Source organism: Paenibacillus baimaensis, from assembly GCF_025567575.1.
This window is the reverse complement of record NZ_JAOQIO010000022.1, coordinates 166,450-184,353: the sequence shown is the minus strand read 5'-3', so window position 1 is coordinate 184,353 and position 17,904 is coordinate 166,450. Positions and strand designations below refer to the sequence as shown.

The window sequence follows — 17,904 nt, the reverse complement described above, 5'->3', positions numbered from 1 at the left end:
ATGTTAATTCCAATGATAATGCTTGTTCCAGTTAAACTGTCCGTTGAACGACGCCGATATACCCTTATTTTACCATATATGTTCCACGTTGGGTGTGTAAATAAAGCTCACTACAAGGTAATATCTACCGCGTTGTGAGCTTTATTTTATCTTTGAGGATGATTCGTGTCCTGCTCACTAATAAACGTATCAATATTTTTATTAGCGATACCTTCCTTGTCTAGTAATTCCTTTAAACGCTGCCTATGAAGCTCGCCGAGACCGTATAACAGGTACCCCTCATTTTTCGCTTTTTTAATATGCTGGAACATCGAGAAATCTCTCGCCTTCTCAGCCTTCATCATCGGTGATTCCCCGTCCTCACTGTAATCCTTACTCGCAAGATGCCATTTGTCTTCGAAGGAGGCTTTGTCTTTCTCAGGCGCAGACTCCTGCTCTTGTTGTATTTTCTCTTCAGCATAGGCAGTCAGATCTCGATAAAAGGTTTTGAACAAAGCACTACTGGCTTCTTTCCTCATCTCTTGCGTGACTGCGGCTTCTGAACTTTCCTGCGACGAAATAGCTGTAGCGGTTTGATCCCACATCTCTTTATGAAGCATATAAGTTTGAAAGAGATTGGATTCTTTGTCTGCACTTGAAGCAAAATGAATACCCATTACCAAATAAGCTAATTCCGCAGTCGATCCTTGAATCTGATAGTTTTTTTCATCCACACTAACTCCACTTAATGCCCTTAATATTTTCGGATAAAAGCTCTCGGCCCTGTGACTTCTTTCACCTTCAGCCCCTTTAAACTTTTGATTGATGACTGCGTCCCGTCCTCGCATATCATTCGTTAATTCGGGGTTACTTCCAGCCTCTGCTGGATATTCAGTGAAGCCTTCGTGCATATATTTATCGGTACCTACTGCTGTTGTGATATCTGAAAGATTAACTGCCGCATGCTCTTCACCAAGCACAAGCAGCTTATTAGGGAGACGAACCCAAGTACCCTTCTTTTTAACATAACCCACCTTTTCAGTCGATTTTCCTGCATACTGCTTCATCTCATCTTTACTATTAAAATATCGGGATGGAAAATCACTCAGCATGTTACTAACATTTCGCTCACCCTCACCCACACTACCGTGACTGGTTTTCGTTTTGTTTCTGAAACCACTGAAGACTCTATTTTTGATGTACACTTTTCTTTGTATAGGAGGAGTTGAAGCTGATTGATTTACTGGCTGCTGGATCAGTGTCTCGTTCGGTGTCTCCGATTTTTCAGCAGACCTGCTGGCATTTTGCTTGAAAAGCTCACAAACAGCACGATTACCAATCGTACGCTGCAGCTGTAACAATTGACGTGAATTCATCGAATTCACGTTCATCGGTCGTTGTACCATTGCATCAGCAGATAATTGAAGACCACTACGCGACTGCATCTCAAACGTTTCTGGTGAGTTCGCATCAGCAGTTTTATTGGAATCGTTAGGTATCCTGGCTTGATGATTAATCTGCATATGTACCTCTTTCAATTGAATTGATGATGTTCATAAGAACCAAACAGGGTACGCTTCGGAAACACCGAGCTGAATAGCTTCATTGTAAAACAGTTCATATGACTTAACAAGAACTTTCCGTGTCCACTTCTCTTAGTTTCTTCTCAATTGAACTCAACGGTTGTTGTTTGCTGCTACTAATTACAAAAGTTTGTCTTCATAGGATTCCTGAAACCATTCATAATTCTCAAGAATACGTTTCTTGTCAGCATTACTCAATTCTAAATATCTGTCTACAATTGAATTTAGAAGCCCTGATGAAAGTGTCTGTCCAAATGGTTGTAAACTATCCGTAGATAAATTGTCCATTATTGCCCCTAATAATGCCGCAGGAGCACTTGATACATTTTTGTTAATGATCTCCATAGCCTTTTCATGGTCACCTTCATAAAGCAAATTAAATGCAACCGCTTGGAGAAACTCATCCCCCAGGTTTTCTTCCAGTATCTTAGAGCAGAAAGGTGTTGCTTTTTCCTTATCCCTTATAGATAGTTCTGTTAAAGCAGAAGCGGCTTCTTCAAAATCCTCTAAACTGATAACAATCGCAATTAATTGGGCATTATTCATACTGGAAATATACGTCTCGTAATTAACTATTCTGTCCAATGCCGTTGCTTTTGCTATTTGCTCATTGTTTTCCATCATACACCTCCATAACTAAATAGTTGTTGGGATTAACTTTATTGTTGATAAGTATGGTTGTCCATCAACCATTTTCCATGTTGTTAATACCTTGAGTTTCCCATCGGGACCTTCGAGTATACTTGGGAAATCCAGTGTGTTTTCAGGGTTTACCTGTTTACCTACTTCTAATAAATGTTGTGCAATGGACTGATTATTCTCTATTGTATCACTAAGTCCTATCGACTCAAGTTTTTGTCTCATATCATCCGAACGGTCAAAATTATGTTTCATTTTTTCAAGTCTTTTAATACGTTCGGCGTTTTGAGGGTCTGCATCAAATACCTTTCTTTGGGTCTGTCTTAATTGCTTTAAATCTCGAAGTTCTTTTGTCAATTCTTGAATATTAACGTTGACCTTGCCTCTCAAATATTTCTCAATTTTATCAACTGGTATTATCGTATTTCCATCTGTATAAACCTTAATCGCTTTACCACTTTGTGGAGCAATAACTTCTTCGGTTTTAAGCTCCCCCGTCCCTTCATCGGCTTTATTCGGCGTATCGTCATCCGGCTTCTTGGGATCGTCCGGATGCTTGTCCGGGCTTATGCCGTCATTCTTCGGAGGTTTTGGTTTAACCGGGACGTCGACATCCGGCTTCCGGGAACCGAGCTTATCCAGAAGCTTGCGCACATAACGGCGTCCTTTCTCCCCCACCCATCGTAGCGCTTTGCCGAATGGGATTCGGCTTATCGCAATGCCTATAGCCACAGAAAGCATATTTTCGGGAGTCAGCAGCTTCTTTGGATCGCGGATATAACCGGCAATCTCATGTCCGCTTCCAGCGATTCCCACCGCCGACAGCCCGATGCCTAAAGCCGGCCAGAATCCAACGAACAGCAGCGACAAGGCAAGGGCCCCGAGCAAGAGCGCGCCCTGTTCATACCATTCCAGCCGATCCCACCAATCTTGCAGCGAATCGAACATGCAGGCGAAACATGCTGTTTCCCCTCCACCCGTATAAGCCCCGATGCCTGCGAACAGACTGGCCACGAGAAGAATCAACGTAAGTACGGTCAGCGTCTGGCAAAGAGCTTTCACCTGAGCCTGGACAACCTCCTTGCGGTCGGTAGCTTCCTCGTTCCCGTAGAGCAAATGAAATCCAAGCTCCCTGCGTTCCCGGTAAAAGCTGAGCCAATATATGAATTTTCCCCGGTCCAGACAAAAAGAGCGGGCCATATTACACAGCTCAATAAACGGATTAAGAAACGGCTCGTTCGGCAGCGACGGAAGGCGGTTTCGTATTTTGTTCAGCGACCAGTAATCGGCAAAAAGCGATGTGGCCAGCATTAACAAGAAGGTCGGCTGAGTTGTATAACCGCTGCCGATCCAATCATGAAGCCGGAACACCCAACCTGGCAGCTTATGTTGGCCGTTATAGGCCGCGTGATCCAGGATGGACCAAAGCAAAATGATTACCGGGAACAGAAAAACCCATTTCGTCAGTCTTGTCCGTAGCCGATACGCTATCCCGCAGGAAAGCGCTATCATGGCGGTATGTACAGGATGACCGACGGTCATTAGCGTCGGAAACAGACTTTCTTCGAAGCGCCCCGGGAACAGCGAGAAAAAGTCCCAATGGATAGTTTCGCCGCCCAGCATCGTAAAGCTGTAGCCGAACTTTTTCGCAAGAATGCCGGAACTTAGCCATCTTCGGGAAAGCTCCTCCATCAGTTGGAAGCCCACGCCGGTTGCCGCACCGATAAGCGTGTAATCGCTTAAACTCAAGGCGGAAGCTCGACGTGAAAACAACAGAAATATACCTAGAGGAAGGAGCTTCCACAATTCTTCGAAAATCGGCGTGATCACAGCAATAGACCAAAGGTCGGATGTTTTTCCGCTGAAAAGCACGTGGAGAGCATTCACCGTAAGCGTCGTGAACGGTACGACAAGAAAAACGCCTGCCAGAACGAACAGAACGATCGGCTTCCACGGCATCGTTTTGCTTCGGCACAGAAACCAAAATTGCAGCAGCACATAAAACGACCATAAATATTGAACCATCATGGTTCGCGATTCTTTAACGAAAACCAAGCTTAAAGCAAACATGATTAGCGACAACCAGGAAAAAACCATATATGCCGTTTTAATAAACGGATATTTCTCAATCCATGCTTGGCAAGTTCGATAGATGACCTCAAGGAAATCCCGGATTCCGGTTCGAATGGACCAGATCGTATTCACTACGGTCGCCTCCTTTGAAAGCCGGCCTCGTACGAATGGGACGTCTCCCTTGACGACGGTCCGGCCATGGATAAATAAATGAATTCATGAAAACCAGAGTCACCGATCGATCGGAGGTTTATAGAGTAACACTCGCAACATGACCTAACCTATTACCCACAGGATACTAGTATTATAGACATTCTTATAAAATGTGGCAAAAGGCGCTGGTCTCAAATTTTGGTGGGTTATGTCGATAAGAAACCCTGAAAACCAGGTTTAAGATGTAAAAATAGTACATGGAAACTATAAGCAAAAATGAATCCGAAAAAGGAAGCAACCCAAAAACGGAAAATCGGGATCGTCTCCGGCTAGTAAGACATATCCATAATGCGTTGCCGCAAATAGTCATTCCGGAGAATGACTTGTAGGATTTCTTTTTTATCTAAAGACATAAAAACAAGGATGATCATTATGCTCATCCTTCAGGTTTATATGGTTACTCATCGTACATACTGGTCAATGTGTGCTGCGAGTTTTTTATGGGATGGTGACGGATTATCCAATACGTTCATTGCTACATTAGTAGCATATCGGGGCCATTTAAGAAAGGAAGGAACCCATTATAGTTTAACACCTAACATGTTTGCGTTTGAAACCAAGTTGCCCTTTATCTACTGCCTTTTGAATATTTTCGGAAGCGAGTAGGAAACTGCTTTTTGTCTTTTCCCGTTTAACTTCTACTGGGCCTACTGCCTTTGCGGTCTCGACCGCCTTATCATGGAGTGGCAAATAGGATACCCCCACTGTGTAAATAAAATTATTCATAGCGTATTTAGTTCGTTCGGGAGAATCGTGAATCGTATTTTCCACAATTTCAAGCATATTGGCAATTTTGCTTTTAGAAAATTCACCGTCCGGGCGATTACCCAAGAGCCAGCAGTAACAACTCCAGCCCGCTGACATTCTCAGTTCTTCGCTGCTCGCGATCCATTTATCGGCAACTTCTTGTGCAATATCTGTTTCTGACAAGGTTACTGCAACCACATAATCGGACAGCATATAAAAATAAGCCATATCCATCCAACGCTCAAAATCCACTTCAGTCATGGCTTTTGGGTCTGCAATTATGCCGGCAAAGTACATTGCGTCGTAGTTCCCTGTGGTGTATAGCTGCTCAGCCAAAAGTTGATTTTTTTTAATTTTCTTGGCAATGGGCTTCATATCGCCTGTAGCCACGCCAAAAAGCGGTTCGTGCGCGCCATTCGATCCGTAAATTTTCTTAGTTCGTTCCTTGCCGAGAGCTTCAAGCTCCTGCATAACCATTTCTACATTCATTGTTTAACACTTCTTTCTTTTGGATTGTTTGCCCTTAAAGTTTTCCATCAAACACTAGACAATTATCCTCAAAATTGAACTTATTTCTAATATTATCAAGTGAAAAAAACTCCAAAATTATCATAGAAAAAAAAGCTCAATCTAGAAATTAGCGGTTGAACTTTTCATCTTGGTAACCGGGGTCGATTGCATTCATTTAAAAAGCCAGCGTCGTTGCTATTGATAAAGGTTAACGTCAGTCGTTCTTTATCCACTTCCTGCTCGGATTACTAAGCCATTTATCACATTATTGCTGTTGTGAGGGCTTGTAGTGGCGTTATAATTTTACTTTTATCTCTTCACATGCCCGGCAATCACGGAGAACGAGGGAGATAACTCTCGGCCTATACTAGCTTAACTGAATAATTAAATGAGTTCAACTTCGCTCGAGAATAGGGTAATGTTCTTGTCCTCTTATATAAATCAAACATTTTCTGCTACTTCCTCGAGACTCATCTACGAACCTTCACTGCCTTAAGTAACGAAGTCCCAGCCCCGATGCGGTTGGGCAGTGCAGGGCTGTCTGCCAGATTCCTCTTCCTCGAAATGCCACGGGCAGACCAAGGCCGTAGCGGTGATGGTGGGATCATGATAGGGCTATGGGTATCAAAGTAATCTCCGTACCGGTGCCTCGCGGGCCGATGAACATCCGTAGACTCTACTGCCCATAATAGTGATTGTGCTATAATGAACTATCATATGGGAAGGGGAGATTTCAAATGGAGACTGTGGAAATTATTGCCCTCAGCGCTTTAGCCTTGTCTCTCTTGCTTCTGCTGAAAGTGTTCAGCTTGCAGAGACAGCTTAATGAAATAAAATCGGATCTGCAAGGGCCTAACATCGGGCCGAAAGTATACGGATCCTCCAAGCCAAACCTTAATACACCGCCCTCTTCAAATCTTGATGAGAGATTGCGCTTGCTGCTTGCTTCAGGAAAAAGGATTCAGGCAATTAAAGAGTTCAAAAAAGCTAGTGGTCTTGGCCTCAAAGAAGCCAAGGATTATGTAGATAGCTTGGAGCGGGGGCAGTACTAAACGACTTCATTTTCCATATCCATATATCCGTGCCTTGGCTTACACGCTCGGAGTCGCCGGTTCTTGTTTGCAGGCTGTTTGTAGAAGAACCCAACGAGGGCTGATGCAGATTATTTTTTCTCAACCTGTCACAGCCCCAAAACCTCGTCCAACGAAGGCCACTTCACTATAATCCCTCATCAGTCGCAATCGGATTGTTCAAGCATCATCAAACCAATTCTTTAATCGATACCTGGTATAACAAATTATTTTTACTGAACAACACGCGATCTTCTCGAAAATCTTGCGTTAGCGGTGCAAGTGGCTCGGCTTTTTCATTCAGAAAATGTACCTTGTGCCCTTTGGTCAAGCTCGCCGCTTTTTCATTTTTCTTGATAATGTAGTCTCCACTTTTTCCGTAACCACCGTCGAACAAGAAGTGACAACCATCGGTACAGAACCCAGCCGATCCGGAAATCTCAGGATTCATAAAACTGACCTTGGCCTGACCGGGTCCTCCTGTGATGCAACCCAGCAAGAAGTCTGTATAATAATAAAACCAGACCTCCTCCTCATGGACAACATTCAATGCATAACAATCGGCAATATCCGCGACATTATCTTCGTATATTTTGTTGCCATGCTCATCCCAGGCTAGAAGGCCGTGCGCGCCGACAGGTTGATCCCAACCGTTATTTCCGAAGACGCCTTCGTCGAAATAGCTGGTCCAGATGGTACCTTTCTCCGTCACTTGAACACTCTGAATCCCGTCCCCAAGCAGGAACTCACGAATGGTACGTCCTTTATAATCACACACTTTGGCATTCAGATCATATTTGTCTGCACCATAATAAGAGCAGCGCGCTCCGACCAACAGCAGATGTCTACGAAGCGGTTGGACATAATGATAATTAAAATGCTGACCCCCAATCACTACTTCATCGATATATTGATCTTCTACGATCAGTACCTTGTAGGTATACGTTAGCTTCAGAGCCGATGGGACGAACATTCCACGTTCCCGTTCCGGGATCTGGTTAATCAGCAGGACATATACGCAGTTATCGCCGCCGAACTGAGCTGAGACCATCTCGAATCCCTCGGTATGCACCGAAATATCAACAAAAGGTTGCAGCGTCACCGTTTTATGAAACATGCCAATTCCTCCTATAAGAGTGGGAATAACACCACTCCCTGTTATGGTTAACCATATTATGTCAGAGTAGAAAGCTCCTGAACATGGCGGAAGTATGGCGAAGTTAATTGAAAGTTGAATTTTGCCATAGCGACAAGACGAATGAATATTCAGCAATAACCTGACACGACCTTATATACTGGCTGTTAGTTTAGATCAGTCCAGATTTTTGTAGAAGTCTCTGAACAAGAGCTGCAACCTCCGCTCTTGAGATAGACTCTTTGGGCTCAAGCTGATTACCGTTCCTGCCAGTAACAATTCCCGCATCCAAGCAATTTGCGATACTATCCCTCGCCCATTCCGCTGCAAGATTGCCGTCGTCAAATTTACTCAGCAATTGTCCAGCCTCTTGTGCTTGAAGATTAACCTGAAGACCGGTTATTTTCATCGCATTGGCAATCATCATCATGGCCTGTTCTCTGGTAATCTTATCTTCTGGAGCAAATGTACCATTATCAAATCCAGTAACAATACTGCCATTCAACGCTGTGTTCACATAACCGTTATACCATGCGCTTGATTGAACATCCTTAAACGGGCTCAAGCCGTTATCTGCTTTCAGTCCCAATGCGCGAACGATCATAGCTGCAAATTCAGCACGTGTTATGTTTTGATCTGGCGCAAAGGTGTCATTACTTACCCCGTTGATAACCATTCTGGATCCCATATCGTTGACAGCCTCTTTTGCCCAGTGGTTTTCGAGATCCTTAAAAGTAACTGGATGCCATACAATTGCGTATGTACTGTTGGTCAAGCTGTTTACCTTAGCAAATTGCTTATTTGCAACAACGACAATCCGGGTGGGAACATGACGGACGCTTCCGTCAGGATCAACAACAATACCAGTTGCTATATGTTTAGGATCAACGCCATCTGGAATGGCAATTGTCCTTTCCACATATACGTTGAACTGGGACACTTCAATGGTTGTACCCTCATAAGTAGCTTTTATTATAAAATTGAGTGGCGGTACAACTACAGTAAACCCGCCTTTTTGAGCTGCATCTTCAACGATTTTTAGTGTATCCGCTGTTGGTTTAGCAATCATGATCTGAATCTTAATGTCCTGGAGTGCTGAGTTCTTTCCAAATGTTCCAATGATCGAATTGATATCGATTTGCTGTGCTGGCAATGTGTAAGAAGCGCTGGCTGTTTGTATGACAACTACAGCTTGCTTTTGTTCCATACTTTTGACCATTTGTCCGTCAAACTCTCCGATAACAACATCGGAAGCTGTACTCACAGGTATCGTGATCACCGCTTTCTTATCCTCCGCAGCTAGCTTTTCTCCCAACTTCTTGGGGTCAAAAGTAATTGTCGTTACCGTTTGCCCATCCACTATTCTTGTTGTAGCAGTTCCTATCTGTTCTTGTTTACCATTGAATAGTACGTCAATCCCTGTTGTCGGCTGCGCCGCTGCGCCACTACTACCACTATTGTTGTTGTTTGAAAAGGATCTTGGTGTGACTTCGTTTGAAGCCACGGAAGCCTCACTGCTGCCCGCGCTATTAACTGCTTTTACCTTAAACGTATACGTTGTTCCATTTGATAAACCTGTAAATGTAATCGGACTTGAAATGCCACTAAGCGAGATATTACCTGGTAATGCAATGGCTTCGAATCCTGTTATTTCACTTCCACCGTTATCAGCAGGTGCTGTAAAGCTCACTATTGCCTGCGTATTGCCTCCTGATGCTATAACACCAGTTGGTGCTGCCGGTACCGTCTTTGGGGTGGCACTGATCTCATTGGAAGCTGCGCTATCTCCTCCTGGATTTGTTGCTTTTATTATAAAGTAGTAGCTTGTTCCATTGATCAAACCTCTAACTTCATAGCTATATACGGAGCCGCTAACAGTTATTGCTTCTGCATAGGTTCCACCAACTGTACTCTTGTATATTTTATATCCTGTAGAACCTGCAACTCCATTCCAAGTTAGCCTTACCTGTCCATTACCTGCTGCAGCTGACGATATAGATGGAACAGATGGTGATGCTACTTGGGGAACCGCACTTACTTCATTGGAAGCCACGCTATCTCCTCCTGGATTCGTTGCTTTCATTATAAAATAGTAGGTTGTTCCATTGATCAGACCTGAAACTTCATAGCTGTATACGGAGCTGCTAACAGTTGTTGTTTCTGCTGCATAGGTTCGAGCAACTGTACTTTTATATATCTTATACCCTGTTGAACCTGCAACTCCATTCCAAGTTAGCCTTACCTGTCCATTACCTGTTGCAGCTGAAGATATAGATGGAACGGATGGCGATGCAACTTGGGGAACAGCACTTCGTTCATTGGAAGCTGCGCTATCTCCTCCTGGATTCGATGCTTTTAGTACAAAATAATAAGTCATTCCGTTAATCAAACCCACAGCATCATAGGCATACACGGATCCATTGACCGTTGCTAACGGCGCTCCGTAAGAACCTGCCGTATTGCTGCTAAATATTTGATACTCTTTTGAACCGACTACAGAATTCCAATGCAAATTTACATGCCCGTCCCCTGCGATCGCAGATTGCAGTACCGGTACATCAGGAGCAGCCACCTGTGGTGTACGGTTAACTTCATTTGATACTTGACTTTCTATGCCTCCATGAATAGAACGGACTACAAAAAAATACGTTGTGCCGTTCACGAGTCCAGTGATCTTGGAACTGTAAACAGAACCACCGACCGTATCTACAGCGGATCCGTAGGAACCAGATACCGTTGACTGAAATACCTTGTATCCTTCCATACCAACAGATTTCCAAGTAAGGTTCACATAACCGTCTCCAGGTGATGCGGATACAATCATGGTAGGTTCAACTGCATACACAACCTGAGTGACGGTAAACTTCTCGTCGGTCATATGGTCCGCCGATACAGATACAGTTGCGTTGTACGTTCCTACTGCTAAGCCGTCCTGTGCCTTTATTGTAAAGGTGGTAGACGGTACTGCACTGCTCAAAGTTGTTTCATTCGGCTGGTCAATAATAAAATCGTTCGCATTCGTACCACTTAATGCTGCCCTCAAGCCCGTCAAATTTCCGGTTCCTGTTCGAGATACCCTGATCGTCTTGGTTTCTGGAGTACCCGCTGCATATCCAACCGTCAACGCCGCGACAGAATGGTTATCGATAGCGTTTATCGTAAACGTAGGCGCTGCGTCTGTGGTGACTTGTTTCGACGTGTAGGCGGTCTTATTACCCGATTCGTCCTTCACAATGACATTAAAGTGATAGGCCGTGCTGGCCGTAAGGCCCGTCACATTATACGCGTCGATGTCAACCGTATAGCTGCCTACTAACGTTCCGTTGGCTTCGATATTCGCTATCGTGTCTAGGTTATTACTGCTGGATTGGTATACTTGATACTGCAGCGCGCTTGGCGCACTCACTGTATCAGTGGCCATCGTCCAGCTCAGCGTTACTCCTGTATCTGTTAAGTCTGTAGTGTTGAGCGTCCCATCCGTTACTACTGGTGCTGTGATATCGGAAGTCACAACCCGCTTTGTTGTGTAAGCCGCCTTATTGCCTGCCTCATCCTTCACAATTACGTTGAAGTAATAGGTCGTGCTTTCTGTTAAGCCCGTCACATTATACGCGTCGATGTCAGCCGTATAGCTGCCTACTAACGTTCCGTTCGTTTCAATATTCGCTATCGTGTCTAGGTTATTACTGCTGGAGCGATACACTTGATACTGCAGCGCGCTTGGTGCACTCACCGTATCCGTCGCCTTCGTCCAGTTTAGCGTTAATCCTATTGCTGTTAAGTCTGTCGTGCTGAGCGTCTGATCCGACACTGTAGGTGCTGTGATATCGGTGGTCACAACCTGCTTTGTTGTGTAGGCCGCCTTATTGCCCGCTTCGTCCTTCACGATTACGTTGAAGTAATACGTCGTACTTTCCGTTAGGCCCGTCACACTATATGTACCAATGTCCGCTGTATAGCTGCCCACTGCTGTTCCGTTCGTTTCAATATTCGCCACCGTGTTGAGGTTATTGCTGCTGGAGCGATACACTTGATACTGCAGCGCGCTTGGCGCACTTACCGCATCCGTCGCCTTCGTCCAGCTCAGCGTTACTCCTGTTGCTGTTAAGTCTGTCGTGCTGAGCGTCCGATCCGACACTACTGGTGCTGTGATATCAGAAGTCACAACCTGTTTCATTGTGTAGGCGGTCTTATTGCCCGCTTCGTCCTTCACGATTACGTTAAAGTAATAAGTTGTACTTTCGATTAAGCCCGTTACACTATATGTACCAATATCCGCCGTATAACTGCCGACTGCTGTTCCGTTCGTTTCAATATTCGCTATCGTGTCTAGGTTATTACTGCTGGATTGGTACACTTGATACTGCAGCGCACTTGGTGCACTCACCGTATCCGTTGCCTTCGTCCAGTTCAGCGTTACTCCTGTTGCTGTTAAGTCTGTCGTGTTGAGCGTCCCATCCGACACCGCTGGTGCTGTGATATCTGAAGTTACAACCTGCTTCATTACGTAGGCCGTCTTATTGCCCGCCTCGTCCTTCACGATTACATTAAAGTAGTAAGTTGTACTTTCCGTTAGACCCGTCACACTATATGTACCAATATCCGTCGTATAGCTGCCTACTGCTGTTCCGTTGGCTTCAATATTTGCCACCGTATTCAGGTTATTGCTGCTGGAACGATACACTTGATACTGCAGCGCACCTTGTGCACTCACCGTATCCATGGCCTTCGTCCAGTTCAGCGTTACTCCTGTTGCTGTTAAGTCTGTCGTGTTGAGCGTCCCATCCGACACCGCTGGTGCTGTGATATCTGAAGTTACAACCTGCTTCATTGTGTAGGCCGTCTTATTGCCCGCCTCATCCTTCACGATTAAGTTGAAGTAATAGGTTGTGCTTTCCGTTAGGCCCGACACATTATATGTACCAATATCCGCCGTATAACTGCCGACTGCTGTTCCATTGGCTTCCATATTTGCCACCGTGTTGAGGTTGTTGCTGCTGGAGCGATACACCTGATACTGCAGCGCGCTTGGCGCACTTACTGCATCCGTCGCCTTTGTCCAGTTCAGCGTTATTCCGGTCCCGGTGAGGCCTGACGTGCTTATTGTCCCAACGGACACTGCCGGTGATGTGATGTCTGAAGTTACAACCTGCTTCGTTGTATAGGCCGTCTTATTGCCCGCCTCGTCCTTCACGATTACATTAAAGTAATAAGTTGTACTTTCCGTTAGGCCCATTACACTATATGTACCAATGTCCGCTGTATAGCTGCCCACTGCTGTTCCGTTCGTTTCAATATTCGCCACCGTGTTGAGGTTATTGCTGCTGGAGCGATACACTTGATACTGCAGCGCGCTTGGCGCACTTACCGCATCCGTCGCCTTCGTCCAGCTCAGCGTTACTCCTGTTGCTGTTAAGTCTGTCGTGCTGAGCGTCCGATCCGACACTACTGGTGCTGTGATATCAGAAGTCACAACCTGCTTCATTGTGTAGGCCGTCTTATTGCCCGCTTCGTCCTTCACAATTACATTAAAATAATAAGTTGTACTTTCCGTCAGGCCCGTTACACTATATGTACCAATGTCCGCTGTATAGCTGCCCACTGCTGTTCCGTTGGCTTCAATATTTGCCACCGTATTCAGGTTATTGCTGCTGGAGCGATACACTTGATACTGCAGTGCGCTTGGCGCACTTACCGCATCCGTCGCCTTCGTCCAGATCAACGTTGCTCCTGTTGCTGTAATACCTGATGTGCCTATTGTCCCAACGGATACAACTGGCGACGTCATGTCTGGCGTCACAACCTGCTTCATTGTGTAGGCCGTCTTATTGCCCGCCTCATCCTTCACGATTACGTTAAAATAATAAGTTGTGTTTTCCGTTAGGCCCGCCACATTATACGTGCCGATATTCGCCGTATAGCTGCCTACTGCCGTCCCATTGGCTTCCATATTCGCCACTGTGTTGAGGTTGTTGCTGCTGGAACGGTATAGTTGATACTGCAGCGCGCTTGCCGCACTTACCGCATCCGTGGCCTTCGTCCAGTTCAGCATTACTCCTATCCCAGTGAGGCCTGACGTGCTTATTGTCCCAACGGACACAACCGGTGACGTGATGTCTGGCGTCACAACCTGCTTCATTGTATAGGCCGTCTTATTGCCGCCCTCATCCTTCACAATGACATTAAAGTAATAGCTTGCGCCTTCCGCTAGTCCCGCCACACTATACGTGCCGACATCCGCCGTATAGCTGCCAAGTGCCGTGCCATTCGTTTCGATATTAGTGACCGTGTTGAGGTTATTGCTGCTGGAGCGATATACTTGATACTGCAGCGCGCTTGGCGCACTCACCGCATCCGTGGCCTTTGTCCAGCTCAGCGTAACACCAGTTGCCGTGATACCTGAAGCACTAAGAGTACCGTCAGACACCGTCGGTGGCATGACGTCCGCTCCGACCACATTGGCAATCGTAATATTATCAAAGTTTAAATTCGAGGGTGCCAAGTTATTTGCAAATTTCCACGTTATCGTAATAGAGGCAACATTGTCGTAACTATAAGGTGACCCTCCAAGCAAGCTGCTCAATTGAGCGGTATTACTTGTAAGGATGACACTCCCTGAGTTGGAGAGAGTAGCAATTGTAGCGCCCACCGTATCTTTTAAGACTACAGAAAGAGAGGTAAGATTCTGACCTGATGCTTCATAAGAACTAATACCCAAATCCTTAAAGGTAAATGTCCTGCACGTTGCCGTGCCTTCAGCCTTGATAACAAGGGTTCCAGCTGTGTTAGCAGTTTGCTGATTCTCAGACCATAATTGCGAACCTGCAATAGCAAAACCATTGCTCACAACGAACTTATCAGCAAAGATTGCATAACCGGCGCCTCCACTATTGTTCACCTTCAATGGACCGCTGAAATCATAGGTTCCGTTGGCTGTACCACTGGATGCTGCAAATACATTTGAAGGATTTACAACAAATACAGTTACAAAAAAGAACAAAATGAATAACAACAGGCTGAATTTCTTAAAATATTTTCGCATAATGCCTCTAACCTCCAAAACCTAATTTTGAACCCATAACGAAATCTATGTAATTCTAAATCGTAACTTCAAATATATATATATCTGTCATCTGATGTTAGATTTATGGTGTGAATTCATTATTTCATCCGAGATGGAAGAATGTCTGTATGGTATCTGATTGCTGTTGATCTATGCTTTCCTAACGTGATTCTTTATCCTATCCTCGCTTAGTACGGGGATGGTGACACTTCGATTTCTTCTGGAGACTTCAACTCGTGGACAGAATAATAACTTTCATAATGTAAGTCTACAACAACCAAATAAAAGAATAATGAAAGATTCGGCCATTTCATAGAAAAAAACGCATTACACCGCTGCTTTATCGAATTATTCCCTACGAAAAATTTATCCGTTTATTTGTGATACGTTTTTCTGCATTGATCTATACTCCCTCTATAGTGAAACGCTTTTCTCTTAAAAGCTCACTGAAAAATGAATAGAAAAATACTTATGGAATTCGTAAATATTGCCGTCACATCTGGTCTGCCATGATCCTGTAGGTCTGTATTAAATCTACCCGATATTACTACAAAGATGACTAAGTGATCATAGTAGCCAGTACGTTGAGTTAGATGACAAAAATTCCGAAATATTACAAAAGATCCAATTTATTGTCGATGGTAATGACAACAAATTGGATCTCATCCATTCAAATTATTTCAGCAGATTAATCTCATTGTAAGCCAGCAGCAGCGGTGCAACCCCGTGTCCGTTGTTCTCCACAACCTGCTCACCGGTAATATAGTATGTATAGCTGCCGTCGCGTACAATACCCGTGTCCGGATTTCTGCCAAGTCCTGCACTTTTACAAATACCGCCCAGCCGGATTTCACCGTCTACCTCATGAACGTATTCCTTTACGGTACCATCAAAAGCTTTTTTACCGTGCACTGCATATTCCTTGGGTAGATATCCAAGCCGCACCCCTTTTAAGATGGCATAAGCCAGCATCAACGTTCCACTAGACTCCAGGTAATTGCCTGCGCTGTCCTCATGATCTACGACCTGGAACCACATGCCACCTTCGTGCTGATGAGGCAGCATGTCATTGATCGTTTCCAGCAGCATCGCCTTTAATGGCTCCGTATCAGCAGGCTCGTTTTCAAGCAGTTCCAGCACATCGACCAGTGCCATGACCAGCCAGCCCACAGCACGCCCCCATACATGAGGAGAATGCCCCGTAACAGGGTCGCACCAGAAAATTTCACGGCTCTCATCATAGGCATGCGCGTATAGCTTTTTACTGTCATCATATATAAATTGGCGCGCATTCGCGAATTGGCGCAGGGTATCGGAATAATCCTTGGTTTCGCCGAACTCCTTCACATACTGCACATAAAACGGCTGCCCCATAAACAAACCGTCAAGCCAAACCTGATTCGGATAATTCTCCTTGTGCCAGAAGCTTCCCGATTTCGTACGCGGATACGAATCCAGCTGCCTATAAATCAGGTCCAGCACGCCTTTGTATCTCTTATCCTTCTCCTGTTTATAAAGCGCGAACAGGTTAGAGGCCATCCGGATCTGATCTATGCTGTAATAATTCACATCAATGAATTCAATAATACCCGCTTCATTAAATTGACGATCGATAAAGCTTTTGGCAAAATTGTACTCGGATTGGTCTCCTGTCTGCTCGTAGCTGTCCTGATAAGCCTTGAGAATGCAGCTTTCAATATAATGCCAGCGCAGCGAATACCACTTCTCTTCTGTTCGATACTGCTCCTTAAGTAAATCAATTTGTGCATAAGTCATTGTCAACTACCTCCTAAATTCATGAAAATGCGCGTTCCCCCAAGATTGCCCAAGGCTCTTGGTGAACACGCACTGCTTGCCGTTTGCTCTTAAATCTCAACCATCGCTTTAATGACACCGTTCGCCGGATCCAACCATCCTTCAAATTCTGCGATCATGCTATCAAAGCTTGTTTTATTTGTAATATAAGCATTCATATCCATCTTGCCACTGCTTAGAGCTTCAATGACAACCTCAAAATCCGCCTTGGTGGCATTGCGGCTGCCCATTAGGGTCAGCTCTTTTTTATGAAACTCCGGATCGTTGAAAGTGATATCCGCACTGACCAAGCCGACATATACCAGCTTGCCGCCATGGGCTGCCCATTGAAAAGCACCAGTCATCGAATGCCGGTTGCCCGTGGCATCCCACACAATCGTCGGATAGTCACCATCTGTGATAGCCTCCAGCTGCTCCTTCGGATTATCGGATGCGTTCACGATATAGTCGACACCGATCCATTCGCGACAAAACTGCAGACGCTGATCGTTCATATCCATCGCAATGACAACGGCACCGCGCTGCTTGGCAAAGGCCATAACCCCGAGTCCGATCGGACCCGCTCCAATGACAAGCACCTTCTCTCCCGACTGTGGATCGGCACGTCGTACAGCGTGGGCGCCGATGCTCAATGGCTCCAATACAGCTGCCTGATCCAGCGTAAGCTGATTGACTGTGATCAGGTGATCAGTAGGTACAGCAATAAATTCTCTCATACCGCCATCTGTATGAACGCCTAGCACACGCATCTTCGTGCAGCAGTTCGTCTTGCCATTCCTGCAAGCAATACATTCGCCGCATTCCAGATAAGGAATGAACGCCACTTGATCACCGACGGAAATCCCCTTTGCTTCGCCTTCAATCTGCTCAACGATACCTGACAGCTCATGACCCAGTATGCGGGGATAGCTGAAGAAAGGCTGATTGCCTTTATAAGCATGAAGATCCGTTCCACATATACCGATCCTTTTAATGCGGACAAGCGATTCGCCCTGCTGCGGCACGGGAATTTCCGCTTCAGTCATTTTGAATTCATTGATTTGTTGACAAACGATGCTTCTCATTCAGCTCGTCTCC

At 45.2% G+C, this 17,904-nt stretch carries 9 protein-coding genes; 1 reads left to right on the top strand and 8 read right to left on the bottom strand.

From position 1 onward, the window contains the following. Positions 1-146: 146 nt before the first annotated feature. The 4 genes from OB236_RS09285 to OB236_RS09270 form a co-directional block, all read right to left on the bottom strand. Positions 147-1,502 carry a hypothetical protein gene (locus OB236_RS09285; RefSeq protein ID WP_262683716.1) on the bottom strand — a complete coding sequence of 452 codons (1,356 nt, stop codon included), beginning with the start codon at positions 1,500-1,502 and terminating at the stop codon, positions 147-149. Positions 1,503-1,682: 180 nt separating this feature from the next. Further along, entirely contained in the window at positions 1,683-2,183 is a 501-nt protein-coding gene (locus OB236_RS09280) for a hypothetical protein (RefSeq protein ID WP_262683715.1), read from the bottom strand. 15 nt (positions 2,184-2,198) lie between these two features. Next, positions 2,199-4,406 carry a PrsW family glutamic-type intramembrane protease gene (locus OB236_RS09275; protein ID WP_262683714.1) on the bottom strand — a complete coding sequence of 736 codons (2,208 nt, stop codon included), beginning with the start codon at positions 4,404-4,406 and terminating at the stop codon, positions 2,199-2,201. Between the two features lie 609 nt (positions 4,407-5,015). Next, positions 5,016-5,723: a DNA alkylation repair protein gene (locus tag OB236_RS09270; protein WP_262683713.1), complete on the bottom strand. Its 708-nt coding sequence runs from the start codon at positions 5,721-5,723 to the stop codon at positions 5,016-5,018. Positions 5,724-6,481: 758 nt separating this feature from the next. Between OB236_RS09270 and OB236_RS09265 the strand changes: the two genes are divergently transcribed. Continuing rightward, on the top strand, positions 6,482-6,796 hold the full coding sequence (locus tag OB236_RS09265; RefSeq protein ID WP_262683712.1) for a ribosomal protein L7/L12: 315 nt from the start codon (positions 6,482-6,484) through the stop codon (positions 6,794-6,796). A gap of 208 nt (positions 6,797-7,004) precedes the next feature. Here OB236_RS09265 and OB236_RS09260 read toward each other — a convergent pair whose 3' ends face one another. From OB236_RS09260 to OB236_RS09245, 4 genes are all read right to left on the bottom strand, one after another. Beyond that, entirely contained in the window at positions 7,005-7,931 is a 927-nt protein-coding gene (locus OB236_RS09260; RefSeq protein WP_262683711.1) for a hypothetical protein, read from the bottom strand. Between the two features lie 190 nt (positions 7,932-8,121). Further along, on the bottom strand, positions 8,122-14,991 hold the full coding sequence (locus tag OB236_RS09255; RefSeq protein WP_262683710.1) for a fibronectin type III domain-containing protein: 6,870 nt from the start codon (positions 14,989-14,991) through the stop codon (positions 8,122-8,124). A gap of 696 nt (positions 14,992-15,687) precedes the next feature. Then, positions 15,688-16,788: a glycoside hydrolase family 88/105 protein gene (locus tag OB236_RS09250; protein ID WP_262683709.1), complete on the bottom strand. Its 1,101-nt coding sequence runs from the start codon at positions 16,786-16,788 to the stop codon at positions 15,688-15,690. Positions 16,789-16,877: 89 nt separating this feature from the next. Then, on the bottom strand, positions 16,878-17,891 hold the full coding sequence (locus OB236_RS09245; protein ID WP_262683708.1) for a zinc-binding alcohol dehydrogenase family protein: 1,014 nt from the start codon (positions 17,889-17,891) through the stop codon (positions 16,878-16,880). Positions 17,892-17,904: the final 13 nt, after the last annotated feature.

Coding starts and splice junctions, on each gene's coding strand:
- OB236_RS09285 (WP_262683716.1), bottom strand. CDS start 1,502: ATGCAGATTAATCATCAAGCCAGGATACCTAACGATTCCAATAAAACT.
- OB236_RS09280 (WP_262683715.1), bottom strand. CDS start 2,183: ATGGAAAACAATGAGCAAATAGCAAAAGCAACGGCATTGGACAGAATA.
- OB236_RS09270 (WP_262683713.1), bottom strand. CDS start 5,723: ATGAATGTAGAAATGGTTATGCAGGAGCTTGAAGCTCTCGGCAAGGAA.
- OB236_RS09265 (WP_262683712.1), top strand. CDS start 6,482: ATGGAGACTGTGGAAATTATTGCCCTCAGCGCTTTAGCCTTGTCTCTC.
- OB236_RS09260 (WP_262683711.1), bottom strand. CDS start 7,931: ATGTTTCATAAAACGGTGACGCTGCAACCTTTTGTTGATATTTCGGTG.
- OB236_RS09255 (WP_262683710.1), bottom strand. CDS start 14,991: ATGCGAAAATATTTTAAGAAATTCAGCCTGTTGTTATTCATTTTGTTC.
- OB236_RS09250 (WP_262683709.1), bottom strand. CDS start 16,788: ATGACTTATGCACAAATTGATTTACTTAAGGAGCAGTATCGAACAGAA.
- OB236_RS09245 (WP_262683708.1), bottom strand. CDS start 17,891: ATGAGAAGCATCGTTTGTCAACAAATCAATGAATTCAAAATGACTGAA.